We start from the raw sequence: 15288 nt of genomic DNA on the forward strand, positions 1-15288 counted from the left end.
AATGTTTAATGATGTGGATGTTAACAATGATTAGCGGCGTGCTGTATGCCCTGCTGGCCGGGCTGATGTGGGGATTAATTTTTGTCGGGCCGCTGATCGTACCGGAATACCCGGCGGTATTGCAGTCGATGGGGCGATATCTGGCGCTGGGGCTGATAGCGTTGCCGATTGCCTGGCTGGGGCGTGTGCGCCTGCGCCAGTTGGCGCGTAAAGACTGGATAACGGCGCTGGCGCTAACAATGATGGGTAACCTGATTTATTACGTTTGCCTGGCCAGCGCCATCCAGCGTACCGGCGCGCCGGTATCAACGATGATTATTGGTACATTACCGGTGGTGATCCCGGTCTTCGCCAACCTGCTCTATAGCAAGCGTGACGGTAAATTATCCTGGTGGCGTCTGTCACCTGCGCTGATATTGATTGCTATTGGCCTGCTGTGCGTGAATATCTCGGAGCTGAACCAGGGATTACCCGATTTTAGCGGCTGGCGTTATGGCTCTGGTATCGTGTTGGCGCTTGTCTCAGTGGTGTGCTGGGCGTGGTATGCACTGCGTAATGCCCGCTGGCTGCGCGAGAATCCAGATAAGCATCCGATGATGTGGGCGACGGCTCAGGCGCTGGTGACGCTGCCCGTTTCTCTGCTGGGGTACATTGCAGCATGTCTGTGGCTGCATGGGCAAACGCCAGGTTTCGCCCTGCCCTTCGGCCCGCGTCCGGATGTGTTTATCGGCCTGATGATAGCCATTGCGGTATTGTGTTCGTGGGTGGGCGCGCTGTGCTGGAACGTCGCCAGCCAGAAGCTGCCGACGGTGATCCTCGGCCCGCTGATTGTCTTCGAAACGCTGGCTGGCCTGCTGTATACCTTTATGCTGCGCCAGGCTTTTCCGCCGCTGCTGACGCTAAGCGGTATTGCGCTGCTGGTAATAGGCGTGGTGATAGCGGTGCGGTCAAAACCGCAGAAACCGGCGGTAGTGCCGGTTTCGGGGGATGCCTGATGGCGCTGCGCTTATCAGGCCTACAAGGACTGTACGCTCTCATGCTGGCCGAATAAGGCGTTTACGCCGCCATCCGGCGCGACACTTTAAACACCGCCACGGTCTGGTTCAGTCGTGCTGCCTGCTCTTCAAGCGCGGCGGCAGCGGAAGCGGACTCCTCCACCAGCGAAGCATTTTGCTGCGTCACGCGATCCATCTCGGCAACGGCCTGGCCTACCTGATCGATACCCCGGCTCTGTTCATCAGAAGCAGAGGCAATTTCGCCCATAATGTCGGTCACGCGGGTCACGGCGCTGACAATCTCCGCCATCGTTTCGCCTGCTTCATGCACCAGCGCCGTACCGGCGTTGACCCGATTACCCGAGTCATCAATCAGCGCCTTAATCTCTTTTGCCGCCTGAGCACTACGCTGTGCCAGGGTACGAACTTCGCCAGCGACCACGGCAAAACCACGTCCCTGTTCGCCCGCACGCGCCGCTTCTACCGCCGCGTTCAGCGCCAGAATATTGGTCTGGAAGGCAATACCGTCGATAACAGTGGTAATTTGCGCGATTTTGCTGGAACTGGTGGCGATTTCGTCCATTGTACGCACCACGCCATCAACCACGGTTCCACCTTTCAACGCCGTCTGTGAGGCATTTTTTGCCAGACTGGTCGCCTGACGCGCGTTATCTGCGTTCTGCTTCACGGTGGCGGTGAGTTGTTCCATGCTGGCAGCGGTCTCTTCCAGAGAGGCAGCCTGCTGCTCGGTACGTGAAGAGAGATCGTTACTGCCTGCGGCAATTTCACCCGCGCCGGTGTAGATAGTGTCAGCCCCGTCACGCACCACGCTGACCGTATTCGCCAGCGCCTGCTGCATGTCACGCACATTACTTGCCAGCAACGCCATTTCATTGCTGCCATCGGCGTTGATGCTATGCGTCAGGTCACCCGCAGCGATGTGGCGAATATGTCCCATTACTTCGTGGAGCGGCTTGAGCAACACGCGCTGCATCGCCAGCCAACTGGCGACAATCACAGTGACGACAGTCAACATCACGGCAGACAACAGCCAGATTATCTTGCGGTAATCACTCTCATTGTCCTGCACGCCGGCCGTGGCCAGCGCCGTTTGCGCGGCACGCCATTCCCGATACACTTCCTGCATGGCCGTCTGCTTTTGCTCAGCATTCTGCTTGAACATCTCTTCCAGCTTACCTTCAGCCAGCAACGCGTTCATTTTAGCCAGCGTCGCAGAATAGATGCCGTACTGTTCTTCCAGTCGATCGGCCAGACGCTCATCCAGCCCCGGCGTTTCTGGCAGGGCGTAGTATTTATCGTAATGCTCTTTCGACTCGGCCAGCAGACCATTCGCCGTGTTCACCAGCTCTTTCAACTGACCGCCGTTGATCTCGCTGGCCATCGTTCCCTGTAAACGCAGCATACCCCGGTTGAGCGTGACGCGAGCCTGGTTCAGGCTAATCCACGCATCGGTAAATTCAGCCACGTTCTGACTGGAAAGCTGAGAGACATTAAAGTTCTGTTTATCGTTATTGAGTGCGCCAATAAAGACGCCTGCGGAGATGAGCTGCATCGCGCCCAGCGCGAGTAGCACGGTGATAAGTAAGGTTATCACTTTAATTCGTTTGAACATCTGTTGCCTTTTATTATGCAGGTATTGTCTGAGGTCTAACTATCGGCAGCGGCGTGCGCTTATTTAATTCTCTGGCGCAGCTTTTTTCGCCGTATCTCTCCTTTCCAATAAGATTCAGCACCTTAACGAAATAAGAAATTTTTGTGATGCTCATCACAAAACACCCCACCCCGAAAGGGTTATAGCCTTCCTTATAAGATGCATTTAAAATACATCTTATATTATTGAGAATGAGGTAACGGCAATGTCTTATCGCGATCAACCTTTAGGTGAACTGGCGCTCTCTATTCCTCGCGCTTCGGCCCTGTTTCGTAAATACGATATGGATTACTGCTGCGGCGGTAAGCAAACACTGGCACGCGCTGCCGCGCGTAAAGAGCTGGATTTAGACGTTATTGAGGCGCAGCTCGCGCAGCTGGCTGAACAGCCGCTGGAGAAAGACTGGCGTACCGTGGCGCTGGCTGAAATCATCGACCATATCATCGTGCGTTATCACGATAGACATCGCGAACAGCTGCCGGAACTGATCCTGCAGGCCACGAAAGTTGAACGCGTTCACGCAGACAAACCGAACGTACCGCGCGGTCTGGCGAAGAACCTGAGCATGCTGCATGAAGAGCTGTCCAGCCACATGATGAAGGAAGAGCAGATCCTGTTCCCGATGATTAAACAGGGCATGGGTAGCCAGGCGATGGGACCAATCAGCGTCATGGAAAGCGAGCATGACGATGCCGGTGAACTGGTCGAAGTGATCAAACACATCACCCACAACGTGACGCCGCCGCCAGAAGCCTGCACCACCTGGAAAGCCATGTATAACGGCATTAACGAGATGATCGACGACCTGATGGAACACATCAGTCTGGAAAATAATGTGTTGTTCCCGCGTGCCCTCGCTGGTGAATAAAAAAAGGCGCCCGAGAGCGCCTTCCTGAAGTCCGAATTCGGCCACTGCTTATGTGGCCTTTTTTGTGTCCGATATGGCTACGCTTAACGCACGCCTGCCATACGTTTCTTACCGATAAACAACCAGCCCAGACCCAGCGCGATGAACCACAGCGGCGTCACGATCAGCGCCTGGCGGGTATCTTCTTCCAGCGTCAGCAGTACCAGTACGAAAACAAAGAACGCCATACATACCCAGCACATCAGCTTACCGAGCGGCATCTTGTAGATTGATTTTTCATGCAGGTGCGGACGCTGCTTACGGTACACCAGGTACGAGCAAAGAATGATGGTCCATACGAACATGAACAGAATCGCCGACACGGTGGTGATCATGGTGAACGCGCCAATCACGCTCGGATTCACATACAGCATCACCACACCGCCCAACAGGCAGATACAGGAGAAGCCGCGCGTTTAGACAGCTTGGCAAACGCTTTAGGCGCCACGCCTTCCTGCGCCAGACCAAACAGCATACGGCTGGTAGAGAACACGCCGCTGTTTGCAGAAGAGGCCGCAGAAGTTAGCACCACAAAGTTGATCAGGCTCGCCGCCGCGGGCAGACCGACCAGGACAAACAGTTCAACGAATGGGCTCTTGGATGGCACCACCGAGCTCCACGGCGTGACGGACATAATCACAATCAGCGCGAAAACGTAGAACATGATGATACGGATCGGGATCGAGTTAATGGCGCGCGGCAGAGATTTCTCCGGATCTTTGGTTTCCGCAGCGGTTGTCCCCACCAGTTCAATGCCCACAAACGCGAACACCGCAATCTGGAAGCCGGCAAAGAAGCCGCTCAGCCCTTTCGGGAACCAGCCACCGTCATTCCACAGATGCGTGAACGATGCCTGAACGCCGGTTGGCGACTGAAAGTGCGTCAGTACCATCACCAGGCCAACGACAATCAGACCGATAATGGCAACAATTTTGATCATCGCGAACCAGAACTCCATCTCACCGAACATTTTTACCGTGGCGAGGTTAAGGCTCAGCAGTAGCACGATCACCGCCAGCGAGGCGACCCAGTCTGAGAGTTCGGGGAACCAGAATTGCGCATACGCGGTAATGGCGACAACGTCTGCCATCCCGGTAACAACCCAACAGAACCAGTAAGTCCAACCGGTAAAATACCCGGCCCATGGCCCGAGCAGGTCGGAGGCAAAATCACTAAAGGATTTGTACTCCAGATTCGAGAGCAACAACTCTCCCATTGCGCGCATCACGAAAAACAGCATAAAACCGATGATCATATACACAAAGATGATCGACGGTCCGGCGAGACTAATGGTTTTACCGGAACCCATAAACAGGCCGGTACCGATAGCGCCGCCAATGGCAATAAGTTGAATATGACGGTTTGTGAGATTGCGCCGTAGCGACTGTTCAGACGAAGCCTCTTCTGCGGCTTCGACTTTTACCTGATCTACCATGTTTTTTCTTCCTGTACCTGTCTGTGTTGTTCAGGCTCTACGGCCTTTAATGTGTCTATGATACGACGATCCTGTTATCAGGACTCATCGATATTAGGTAAGAATTGGCGGGATGAATACTAAGATTTAGATATAATGTTAATTTAATGTTTAAAGTGAGTGTCATATCACTCTGATAGCGCGAATCAGCTCACAAAAATACACGCTGGTGAAGCATTTGCAATATAAAATATCGACAACAGCGTAACTATAGCTTTTCACGCTATTTCTTTGCTCCCCCCGGCCTCGGGGGGAACAGAAGTCACTGCTTACAGAATCTCAAGCAGTTCAACGTCGAATACCAGCGTGCTGAACGGAGGAATGGACGCGCCAGCGCCACGCTCGCCGTAAGCCAGTTCCTGAGGAATAGTCAGTTCCCATTTGGAACCCACCGGCATCAGAGTCAGCGCTTCAATCCAGCCTGGAATTACGCCGTTAACCGGGAATTCAGCCGGTTCGCCACGTGCGACAGAGCTGTCAAACACGGTACCGTCGATCAGTTTACCGGTATAGTGCACGCGAACACGGTCAGTGCGTGCCGGGATAGCACCTTCGCCCTGGGTCAGAACACGGAACTGCAAACCGGATTCAGTGCTGTTCACACCCTCTTTCTCACGGTTTTCTTCCAGATATTTAACGCCATCAGCGGCCATAGCCTGGAAACGCTCGCGACGAACTGCATCTGCACGTTCATGGATTTCACGCAGTGCGCGATGCACAACATCAACAGGCACTGCCGGATGCTTGCCTTCCAGCGCGTCAGCGATACCCGCTACCAGCGCTTCAGGCAACAGCCCTTCCAGTCCGGATTCGCTCAGCTGCTGTCCTACCTGCAAACCAATGCCGTAGCTTGCTTGCGCTTCGATAGTGTCAAAAGTCGGGGTAGCCATCATATTTCCTTTCATCGGATGTAAAGTAGCGGGCAGCATATCAGCCATGCCGCATCCGGTAAAACTTTGTCTCGGGAACTGATGACAAATCGCGAGGAAAAAGAAACAATGACTATTGTCCGCATGAATGTCACGAAAGCGGGTACCCGAACAAGTATCATAGAGTTAGCGATCTATACTCTATGACTGAGGAACGAGACGCGGAGCAGGAGGAAAGCCATGCCCGGGCGCTTTGAATTAAAACCAACCCTGGCGAAAATCTGGCATGCACCGGACAATTTTCGCATTATGGACCCGCTGCCGCCGATGCACCGCCGCGGCATTATTGCTGCTGCTATCGTGCTGGTGATCGGTTTCCTGCTCCCTTCCAGCGACACCAGCGATGCGCCAGTGGTCACGCGTACTGCCCAGTTGGATTTGCAGTCGCAGTCACAGCCGCCGACAGAGGCTCAACTTCAGGCACAACTGGTCGCCCCGCAAAACGATCCTGGCCAGGTCGCGCCGGTTGCGCCGGAACCCATCCAGGAGGGGGAACCAGACGCACAGCCGCAGGCCCAGCAATCCCAGACACAACCTTTCCAGCCGGATAGCGGGATTGACCAGCAGTGGCGTTCCTACCGCGTAGATTCGGGTAAAACGCTGGCCCAGGTATTCCGTGACCATAATCTCCCGCCAACCGATGTGTACGCCATGGCGCAGGTAGAAGGTGCCGGAAAACCGCTGAGCAATTTGAAAGACGGACAGATGGTGCAGATCAGGCAGAATGCCAGTGGCGTAGTGACAGGGTTAACCATCGATACGGGTAATGGCCAGCAGGTCCTGTTTACCCGCCAGCCTAACGGCAGTTTTATTCGCGCCCGATAGCCAGCACACCTGATAAGCGCAGTGCCATCAGGCAGCAAGGTGAAGCGTTAGCGTTTCACCTTGTTCACCCACCAGATCCCCGAACAGACCAGCACCAACGCTACTGCATATTTCCATTCGAGAATATTTTCGCCGAGGAAAACCGCCGACAGTACCGCGCCTGAAACCGGGATCAGGAAGTTAAACGGCGCAATCATCCCCACGCGGTTGTGCTTGAGCAAGATACTCCACAAGGCAAATGCCACCGAAGAGAGCAACGTCAGGTAGCCCAGAATCGCCAACGAAGACGCGCCGTGTACGGTCAGGGTGCCACCAAAAGCGTAACCGCCGATCACCAGCGCCAGACCGCCACCGCCCAGCTGATACCCCGTCATTACCGTCGGGTCCACCGTTTGAGAAATGCGTTTGCCGTATAACGTAGCGGCGGAGAGAATAAAGGCTGCCATCACCACCGAGCCGTCTCCTAACAGGCTGAAGCTAAAATCCAGCCCGCTGTTAAAGTTCACCACCATCACGCCGAGAAAGCCCAGGATACAACCCAGCGCCTTGTTGTAACTGAGTTTATCGTTCTGATAGATAAAATGCGCCAGCAGCACGCTGAAGAACGTGCCTGTCGCGTTCATGATGGACCCTTTCACCCCCGTGGTGAACGCCAGGCCAATATAAAAGAAAATATATTGCAGCGAAGTCTGCGTCAGCCCCAACAGCGTGAGCTGACCATATTGACGCGGGCTTAACCGGCCAATCGGTTTACGTTGCGCCATCGCCAGCAGGAGCAGCAATAATCCCGCAAACAGAAAGCGATAGCCGGCAAAGACAATTTTCGAGGGGATGTCATCCGTGGCAATCTGGAAGATTTCATATCCGCTTTTGATCGCCGGATAGGCGCTTCCCCACAGCAAGCAGCAGAACGCCGCGCTCAGATAGACAACATTTTTACGCGCAAACAGAGGTTGGTGCGTTGGTTCCATTCCATCACCACTTTGAAATAATGTTTTATTTTTGTAATTATCCCGAAAAGGACAAAGAATAGCCAGAGAGAAAAGCGGGGAACAGAAAAGCAAAACGCCGGCACAGGGCCGGCGCTTTTACGCGGTTATCAGAATAAAAACTTATTCTGCAACTACGTTTACAGTCAGCTTAGCAAACACTTCGCTGTGAACCTGGAAGCTCACTTCGTGCTCGCCAGTGGTACGCAGAACGCCGTTCGGCAGACGAACTTCGCTCTTAGCTACTTCAACGCCAGCTGCAGTTACAGCGTCAGCGATGTCGCGAGTACCGATGGAACCGAACAGTTTACCTTCGTCGCCTGCTTTAGACGCGATGGTTACGGTTTCCAGTGCGTTGATTTTCTCAGCACGAGCTTCAGCAGCGGACAGTACGTCAGCCAGTTTAGCTTCCAGCTCAGCGCGACGCGCTTCGAAAAATTCAACGTTTTTCTTGGTAGCAGGAACAGCTTTACCCTGTGGTACCAGGAAGTTACGAGCATAGCCCGCTTTAACGTTAACCTGATCACCCAGGCTACCCAGGTTTGCTACTTTATCAAGCAGAATAACTTGCATTACCTTATCCTCTCAAAGTCGTATTAATGGACCGTGACCGATTACTGATGACGATCAGTGTACGGCAGCAGGGACAGGTAGCGAGCGCGTTTGATAGCGCGAGCCAGCTGACGCTGGTATTTTGCACGGGTACCGGTGATACGGCTTGGGACAATCTTACCGCTTTCGGTGATGTAGTTTTTCAGCGTAGCGATATCTTTATAGTCGATCTCTTGAACGCCTTCCGCGGTGAAACGGCAGAACTTGCGACGACGGAAATAACGTGCCATATGGCTAGTCTCCAGAATCTATCAATTCAATCTGCTCGGCATGCAGAACCATTTTGCTCAGGCCGTTCTTTGCCTTATGGCAAGAGATGAACCCCTGAACGGTTACTGCGCTACCGACCGTTATACTGTGAGTAATGGCCTGGTTTTCGTGTCCGCTAACAATAACGGGCATTTGGCACCACGCCTGCCGGTGAAACCCGGCTTCCTCCTGCACAGAACGATGCTCAAGCACGAACTGGCAATGAGGAATTCCTGATGGACTGACCTTTCGAAGGGGGGCCCTGCACACAGTGCCGGACAACGCCAGACGGTTGGTCATCAGAAATTACTCTTCAGAATCCCCAGCTTCAGCATCATCTGCGGTTTCGTTTGCGAAATCATCGCGACGCTCACGGCGCTCGTCTTTCGCTTTAACCATCGGAGATGCTTCGGTAACAGCGTGTTTAGTACGCATAACCATGCTGCGGATAACGGCATCGTTGAAGCGGAAGGTAGTTTCCAGCTCATCGATCACTTCCTGCGGCGCTTCAACGTTCATCAGAACGTAGTGAGCTTTGTGCAGTTTGTTGATCGGGTAAGCCAGCTGACGGCGGCCCCAGTCTTCCAGACGGTGGATCGTGCCTTCTGCACCAGTGATGGCAGCAGTGTAGCGTTCGATCATACCCGGAACCTGTTCGCTCTGGTCAGGATGGACCATAAAAACGATTTCGTAATGACGCATCGAATTGCTCCTTACGGATTATTCAGCCTCCTGTCTGGGTCAGCCGAGGCCCATGGAGGCAAGGAACGTGTTAAAGGTCGGCTGAAAAATGACGCGTCATAATACTGGGGTCAGCCGGTAAACTCAAGGTGCTTGTACGATTATTTACCATGCCGCGATTAATACATATCCAGCAGCATCTTGACGCTGATGCAAATAGAGACAATGACAATCATCGGCCGGATAACTTTCTTCCCGCGCGTCAGTACCACCGTTGCGCCAAGGCGCGCGCCGAGGGACTGCCCGGCAAACATCACCAGTCCCAGCGACCAGATCATTTTGCCGCCGAAAATGAAGAACAAAATCGAGGCGATGTTCGATGCAAGGTTAATAAAATTCGAGTGAATTTGCGCCTTATCGATGCTGTATCCCCACAACAGGATATAGCAGAGCGTATAAAAGGAGCCAGCACCAGCGCCAAGAAATCCATCATAAAAGCCTATGCAGCCGCCGCAGATCAGGGAAAAGAAAAACAGGGATACCTGCTGCTTTCTCTTTGGTTCGCTGAGGTTGGGAGCAGAAATAAAGTAGATGGCGACGGCGATAATCAGTACCGGAAGCAGTTTTTTCAACACTTCCGGTTCAATGAACTGAATGAGCGTCGTGCCTAACGCTGAGCCGATAAAAGCAGACAGGAAGACGTACTTGTGCTCCTGCACATTGATATGTCCCCGGCGTAAAAAGTAAATACCGGAGGTCAGCGAACTGCCCAGCGCCTGAATTTTATTGGTTGCCAGCGCGTTCGCCGGGGGTAAACCAGAAATTAACAGTGCGCCAATAGAGAGAAACCCGCCGCCGCCCGACACCACGTTAATAAAGCCAGCCACCAGCGCGACCATAAACATAATCACGAAGTAGCTGAAATCCATGAATGAAGTATCCATAAGTTTTTGCCTTATTATCATAAAGTTATATTAATTATACGGCTCACTATAAACAGGGTATCCATCCGTTTAAATTGACTATTTGGTAAGAGCTTGTGCGCGAAAGACAGGTATTTTTTAACGCAGCGGTATCTATCAGTTACCTGTAAATAAAAGAAAAGGTGGGCATGCGGTAATTTTTTGAACAACTGCATCAGAAATGGTCGCTAACGCCTGCGCCGGTAGCGGTTAAAATTACATCAGAAGCTCATCACTCACAGGAGAGAGGCAACCAGAGACCGCAGTCGAGGAGGTACATATGCGAGCCCGTGTTTTGACCCTTCTGGCTGTGCTTTTGCTCAGTGCAAATGCAACGGCAGCCATCAAAATTGACAATCATCAGGCCAGGAATATGGATGATGTGCAGAGCTTAGGCGTTATTTACATAAATCATAACTTCGCCACTGAAAGTGAAGCCACTCAGGCCCTGAATGAAGAGACCGATGCGCAAGGCGCAACATACTACCACGTGATCCTCACCAGGGAGCCCGGTAGTAACGGAAATATGCACGCCAGTGCAGACATTTATCGCTAGCTACCCGCAAATAACCAACGAGAACATTGCCACAGATTGACTTGCCCCCTTCACCGGGGGCTTTTTTTGGCGCATCAGGTAAATGAGAATTATTTTTCTTTGTATCTTATCCTGGTCATCATTTACTGATTAAATAAAGCATTACCGAACTGATTCTCTGGAGCGAAACCATGTTTGCACGCTATGCGACGCTGAATCGCATACCAAAAGGCGTTTGGGTGCTGGGCGGTGTGAGTCTGCTCATGGATGTCTCCTCCGAAATGATCCATAGCCTACTGCCGTTGTTTATGGCAACCACGCTGGGAGCCAGCGTCATTATCATTGGCCTGATTGAAGGATTAGCTGAAGCCACTGCGCTGATCATTAAGGTTTTTTCCGGCGTCCTCAGTGATTATCTGGGAAAGCGCAAAGGTCTGGCGATGCTCGGTTATGGTTTGGGGGCACTGAGTAAGCCCCTGTTCGCGATGGCTGGCTCATCAGGCATGGTATTCAGCGCTCGCATGATTGATCGTGTGGGTAAAGGTGTTCGCGGCGCCCCCAGGGATGCGTTAGTCGCAGATGTCACCCCGTCCGAGATCCGCGGTGCCGCCTATGGTCTGCGCCAGTCTTTGGATACCATTGGCGCATTTCTGGGACCGCTGCTCGCCGTCGGGCTAATGCTGCTCTGGAACAACGATTTTCGCACTATCTTCTGGGTTGCCGTCATCCCTGGAGTACTATCTATCGCCCTGCTATGGTTTGGCCTGAGTGAACCGAAAACCCCCGTCACTGATAAACGCACCAATCCGTTACGACGGGAAAACCTGAAAAAGTTGAGTGCAGCCTACTGGTGGGTCGTGGGACTGGGCGCGCTCTTTACGCTCGCCCGCTTTAGCGAAGCGTTTCTCGTGTTGCGCGCATATCAAATGGATATCCCGCTGTTTGCCATTCCGCTGGTGATGGTCGCCATGAATCTGGTCTACAGTCTGTCGGCTTATCCTTTTGGTAAAATGTCTGACAGCATGAACCACACCCGCATGTTACAGGCGGGCCTGCTGGTCCTGATCGCGGCGGATATCACTCTGGCGCTGAGTCACCACTGGAGCACGTTACTGATAGGCGTGGGACTGTGGGGGATTCATATGGGCATGACGCAAGGGTTGCTGGCTGCCATGATTGCGCATACCGCGCCAGCAGAGCTACGCGGTACAGCCTTCGGTATGTTTAATCTGATCAGTGGCATCGCCCTACTGTTAGCCAGTACCGGCGCGGGCATTCTGTGGGAAACGATGGGCGCAGCCTCGACGTTTTACGCTGGTGCTGTCATTTGTGCGATAGTTTTAGCAGGAATGCGATTTACACCAGCGGCTTACCAGCAACGCTGAAGATTGCCCCGAACAGATCGGTGACGCACATCCGTAGATGCACGTTGTCCGGGGCAAAGACGTTACTTCTGCCCGTAGTAGGCGTTTGGGCCGTGCTTACGCATGAAGTGTTTATTCATCAGATAACTGTCGATGGGGCTGAGGGCCGGATTAATGCCACGCGCAATCCATGCCATTTTCGCGACCTCTTCCATCACCACAGCGTTGTGTACCGCGTCGTGAGCATCTTTACCCCAGGCAAACGGGCCATGCTGATACACCACCACGCCGGGCGTATGGAGAGGCTCCACGTTCCCCAGCGTTTCGATAATCACCTTGCCGGTATTCAGCTCATACTCGCCCTGAACCTCTGCTTCAGTTAATGCCCTCGTGCAGGGGATATCACCAAAGAAGTAATCCGCATGCGTCGTGCCGAGTGCCGGAATTGCCCGCCCTGCCTGCGCCCACGCCGTCGCGTGGGTTGAGTGGGTGTGCACCACGCCGCCGAGAGAGGAATAGCGATGATACAGCGCCAGATGAGTGGCGGTGTCGGAAGAAGGACGATAGCGTCCTTCCACCACATTGCCATCCAAATCCACGATCACCATGTCGTCAACCTGCATCGTTTGATAGTCGACGCCGCTGGGCTTAATCACCACCAGCCCCCGTTCGCGGTCGATGGCGCTGACGTTACCCCAGGTAAACGTCACCAGCCCATAACGCGGCAGATCCATGTTGGCTTCAAAAACCTGCTGTTTAAGTTTTTGCATTACACCGCCTCCACCAGACCTGCGCTGGCCATCCGCGCTTTCACCCAATCGCGCGCCTTCGCCACCTCATGCGCCGGATCGTCCGTCGTTTCACTCCACATCTCAATCAGGTATGGCCCGCAATACCCACTCTGTTTGAGAGTCGTAAAACAACGTTCAAAATCGACAACGCCTTCACCAAACGGCACATTTTTGAACACGCCGGGTTTGGTGTCCTTCACGTGGACAGCCACGATATGGCCTATTCCAGCCTGTAACTCCATCTGTACATCGTTATCCCACGCTGACAAATTGCCAATATCGGGATACAGCTGGAACCACGGATTATTGAGATAGTGGGCATAACCCAGCGCCTTACTGATCGAATTCATCAACGGATAATCCATGATTTCCATCGCCAGCGTCACCTGCGCGCGACTCGCCATCTCAACGCTCTCTTTTAGCCCATCGCGAAATCGACGACGCGTTTCGTTATTGGCCTGCTGGTAATAGACGTCATAACCCGCCAGTTGAATCACGCGAATACCAATATCCTGCGCAAACTGAATGGCTTTCCGCATGATCGCCAGTCCCTGATCGCGCACCGCATCATCTTCGCTCCCCAGCGGGAAACGGCGGTGAGCGCTCAGGCACATAGAAGGGACGCGTACTCCCGTTTCGGCGATGGCGGTCACCAGCGCCAGACGCTGCTCGCGGTTCCAGTCAAGGCGCGCAAGGCGGGCGTCGGTTTCATCAACCGACATTTCGACAAAGTCAAAACCTAACTCTTTCGCCAGCCGCAAGCGATCCAGCCAGCACTCCCCTCCGGGGAGCGCTTTTTCATAAATACCGAGCGGGACCTGTTTCGACAACATAGTCGCTCCTTAGCCCCACAACTGGGCGATGGAACGTTTGAACTGACGCGCAGCCTCAACCGGAGAAGCGGCATCACGAATACTGCGACCAGCTATAAACACGTGAATCGGGATCCCCTGGAACAGCGGCAGATCCTCCAACGCCAGGCCGCCGGTTACGGTGACTTTAAAGCCCATATCAGACAGGCGTTTGATGGCACTGATATCCGCTTCTCCCCACGCCACACCTGCGGCCTGCGCATCACGACTACGATGATATACAACCTGCCCGATACCCGCATCACGCCACTCCTGAGCCTGTTCCCAGGTCCAGTAACCGGTCAGTTCAATCTGTACGTCGCCGTTAAATTCTTTCGCCACCTCGAGCGCACCTTTGGTGGTATTGATATCCGCACAGCAGATGACAGTGACCCAATCAGCGTTAGCTTCGAAACACATGCGGGAGAGGATTTTACCCGCATCGGCGATTTTGGCGTCCGCCAGCACAATTTTATGCGGGTAGAGCGCCTTCAGGTCACGTACGGCACGTACGCCCTCGGCAACACAAAGAATAGTGCCCACCTCAATAATATCGACCTCTTCAGCGATCAGACGCGTCGTTTCGTACGCAGAAGACATTGATTGGTTATCCAGCGCAACCTGCAACATAGGTAATGACATTTCGGTATCCTTTTAAACAGCCGCCGCAGTGGCGTTATCAATTAAATCCAGCACTTCCTGCGCGGTGCGGCAGGCACGTAAACGGTCGAAATTGGCTTCATCGTCAAACAGATTCACGATCTGCATGATGCCAACTTCCTGATGCGTGTTGGCGTCGACCGCCGCCATCGTGATCAGAATGTCCACCGGGTCGTTATCTTCGTGGTTAAACACCAGCGGGGTTTTCAGCGTCACCAGCGCAAAGCCGGTCTTCTTCACGCCTTCTTCCGGGCGACCGTGCGGCATCGCCAGTCCTGGGGCAATCACAAAGTACGGACCGAACTGTTCTACCCCATCAAGAATGGCCTGGTAGTAGCGCGGTTCAACCACGTCTGCCTTAACCAGCAAATCGACGCCCAGCTTTACCGCTTCCTGCCAGGTGTTGGCCTCAGCCTGTAGAAGGATGGCGTTATTGTCTGCCAGCGAATCACGTAATTTCATATGCCGTGTCCTTACTTCACGTCCTGAGGGAAATGCGCTTTGATCACTTCCAGCAGTTTTGGGCCAAAATCGGCGGGCGACAGCATGTTGCGTACGCCAACAACATATTTATTGCCGGTTACGGTAATTTCACCGGCAATATGGGTAGAGGCGATGATGATATCCGCGCCGTTCAGTTCACTTTTGTACTCACCCACTGCGCAGCTGTTCACGGTATGGTCAATATTTGACTGGGTTAAAAACTGGTCCACTTTCATCTTCATGATCATGGAACTGCCCTGCCCATTGCCACACACAGCCAGAATACGTACGGTCATAATCGGAACTCCT

Annotated in this window: 18 protein-coding genes and 1 pseudogene; 5 read left to right on the plus strand and 14 right to left on the minus strand. The window is 53.4% G+C overall.

Annotation, left to right across the window (positions count from 1 at the left end):
• The first annotated feature begins 26 nt into the window (after positions 1 to 26).
• Complete coding sequence (locus FDX14_RS19675; protein WP_137350112.1) at positions 27 to 995, plus strand: DMT family transporter; 969 nt, start codon at positions 27 to 29, stop codon at positions 993 to 995.
• A 61-nt stretch (positions 996 to 1056) separates the two neighbouring features.
• On the opposite strand, the gene FDX14_RS19680 is transcribed toward FDX14_RS19675, so the two are convergent.
• Positions 1057 to 2628 carry a methyl-accepting chemotaxis protein gene (locus FDX14_RS19680; RefSeq protein WP_137350096.1) on the minus strand — a complete coding sequence of 524 codons (1572 nt, stop codon included), beginning with the start codon at positions 2626 to 2628 and terminating at the stop codon, positions 1057 to 1059.
• 244 nt (positions 2629 to 2872) lie between these two features.
• Here FDX14_RS19680 and ytfE point away from each other — a divergent pair, with 244 nt between their 5' ends.
• Positions 2873 to 3535: an iron-sulfur cluster repair protein YtfE gene (gene ytfE / locus FDX14_RS19685; protein WP_079225626.1), complete on the plus strand. Its 663-nt coding sequence runs from the start codon at positions 2873 to 2875 to the stop codon at positions 3533 to 3535.
• A gap of 83 nt (positions 3536 to 3618) precedes the next feature.
• On the opposite strand, the pseudogene cycA reads toward ytfE, so the two are convergent.
• Positions 3619 to 5009, minus strand: a pseudogene (cycA, locus tag FDX14_RS19690) (D-serine/D-alanine/glycine transporter).
• A 308-nt stretch (positions 5010 to 5317) separates the two neighbouring features.
• A complete protein-coding gene (gene bamJ, locus FDX14_RS19695; RefSeq protein ID WP_038642968.1) occupies positions 5318 to 5938 on the minus strand; it encodes a BamJ family beta-barrel-assembly machinery protein in 621 nt (206 codons plus the stop codon).
• A 219-nt stretch (positions 5939 to 6157) separates the two neighbouring features.
• On the opposite strand from bamJ, the gene FDX14_RS19700 reads away from it, so the two are divergent.
• On the plus strand, positions 6158 to 6802 hold the full coding sequence (locus tag FDX14_RS19700; protein WP_042312778.1) for an OapA family protein: 645 nt from the start codon (positions 6158 to 6160) through the stop codon (positions 6800 to 6802).
• A 47-nt stretch (positions 6803 to 6849) separates the two neighbouring features.
• On the opposite strand, the gene FDX14_RS19705 is transcribed toward FDX14_RS19700, so the two are convergent.
• The 6 genes from FDX14_RS19705 to FDX14_RS19730 all read right to left on the minus strand — a co-directional run bounded on the left by FDX14_RS19705 (position 6850) and on the right by FDX14_RS19730 (position 10277).
• Positions 6850 to 7773 (minus strand): DMT family transporter, encoded by a 924-nt coding sequence (locus FDX14_RS19705; RefSeq protein WP_137350097.1) that lies wholly within the window; start codon positions 7771 to 7773, stop codon positions 6850 to 6852.
• 141 nt (positions 7774 to 7914) lie between these two features.
• Positions 7915 to 8364 (minus strand): 50S ribosomal protein L9, encoded by a 450-nt coding sequence (gene rplI, locus FDX14_RS19710; RefSeq protein ID WP_003025676.1) that lies wholly within the window; start codon positions 8362 to 8364, stop codon positions 7915 to 7917.
• 41 nt (positions 8365 to 8405) lie between these two features.
• The gene (gene rpsR, locus FDX14_RS19715; RefSeq protein ID WP_000135199.1) at positions 8406 to 8633 is read right to left on the minus strand and encodes a 30S ribosomal protein S18; all 228 of its coding nucleotides are present in this window, start codon (positions 8631 to 8633) and stop codon (positions 8406 to 8408) included.
• A 4-nt stretch (positions 8634 to 8637) separates the two neighbouring features.
• The gene (gene priB, locus FDX14_RS19720) at positions 8638 to 8952 is read right to left on the minus strand and encodes a primosomal replication protein N (RefSeq protein WP_006686338.1); all 315 of its coding nucleotides are present in this window, start codon (positions 8950 to 8952) and stop codon (positions 8638 to 8640) included.
• Positions 8953 to 8958: 6 nt separating this feature from the next.
• Positions 8959 to 9354: a 30S ribosomal protein S6 gene (rpsF, locus tag FDX14_RS19725; protein ID WP_003025672.1), complete on the minus strand. Its 396-nt coding sequence runs from the start codon at positions 9352 to 9354 to the stop codon at positions 8959 to 8961.
• A 158-nt stretch (positions 9355 to 9512) separates the two neighbouring features.
• A complete protein-coding gene (locus tag FDX14_RS19730) occupies positions 9513 to 10277 on the minus strand; it encodes a TSUP family transporter (protein ID WP_042312783.1) in 765 nt (254 codons plus the stop codon).
• Between the two features lie 298 nt (positions 10278 to 10575).
• Here FDX14_RS19730 and yjfY point away from each other — a divergent pair, with 298 nt between their 5' ends.
• Both yjfY and FDX14_RS19740 read left to right on the plus strand, forming a co-directional pair.
• Complete coding sequence (gene yjfY / locus FDX14_RS19735) at positions 10576 to 10851, plus strand: DUF1471 family protein YjfY (protein ID WP_003025668.1); 276 nt, start codon at positions 10576 to 10578, stop codon at positions 10849 to 10851.
• Between the two features lie 170 nt (positions 10852 to 11021).
• Positions 11022 to 12215 (plus strand): MFS transporter, encoded by a 1194-nt coding sequence (locus tag FDX14_RS19740; RefSeq protein ID WP_137350098.1) that lies wholly within the window; start codon positions 11022 to 11024, stop codon positions 12213 to 12215.
• A gap of 62 nt (positions 12216 to 12277) precedes the next feature.
• On the opposite strand, the gene FDX14_RS19745 is transcribed toward FDX14_RS19740, so the two are convergent.
• Genes FDX14_RS19745 through ulaB form a run of 5 tightly spaced genes read right to left on the minus strand, consistent with a single transcriptional unit; the run spans position 12278 to position 15275 of the window.
• On the minus strand, positions 12278 to 12964 hold the full coding sequence (locus tag FDX14_RS19745) for an L-ribulose-5-phosphate 4-epimerase (protein WP_061382735.1): 687 nt from the start codon (positions 12962 to 12964) through the stop codon (positions 12278 to 12280).
• Positions 12964 to 13818: an L-ribulose-5-phosphate 3-epimerase gene (locus FDX14_RS19750; RefSeq protein ID WP_137350099.1), complete on the minus strand. Its 855-nt coding sequence runs from the start codon at positions 13816 to 13818 to the stop codon at positions 12964 to 12966. The genes FDX14_RS19745 and FDX14_RS19750 overlap by 1 nt, the downstream gene beginning before the upstream one ends.
• Positions 13819 to 13827: 9 nt before the next feature.
• A complete protein-coding gene (gene ulaD, locus FDX14_RS19755; RefSeq protein WP_032940270.1) occupies positions 13828 to 14478 on the minus strand; it encodes a 3-keto-L-gulonate-6-phosphate decarboxylase UlaD in 651 nt (216 codons plus the stop codon).
• A gap of 12 nt (positions 14479 to 14490) precedes the next feature.
• On the minus strand, positions 14491 to 14958 hold the full coding sequence (gene ulaC, locus FDX14_RS19760; protein ID WP_038636563.1) for a PTS ascorbate transporter subunit IIA: 468 nt from the start codon (positions 14956 to 14958) through the stop codon (positions 14491 to 14493).
• A gap of 11 nt (positions 14959 to 14969) precedes the next feature.
• The gene (gene ulaB, locus FDX14_RS19765) at positions 14970 to 15275 is read right to left on the minus strand and encodes a PTS ascorbate transporter subunit IIB (protein WP_001577590.1); all 306 of its coding nucleotides are present in this window, start codon (positions 15273 to 15275) and stop codon (positions 14970 to 14972) included.
• Positions 15276 to 15288: the final 13 nt, after the last annotated feature.

The organism is Citrobacter sp. wls710, assembly GCF_005281115.1.
Lineage (GTDB): Bacteria > Pseudomonadota > Gammaproteobacteria > Enterobacterales > Enterobacteriaceae > Citrobacter > Citrobacter werkmanii.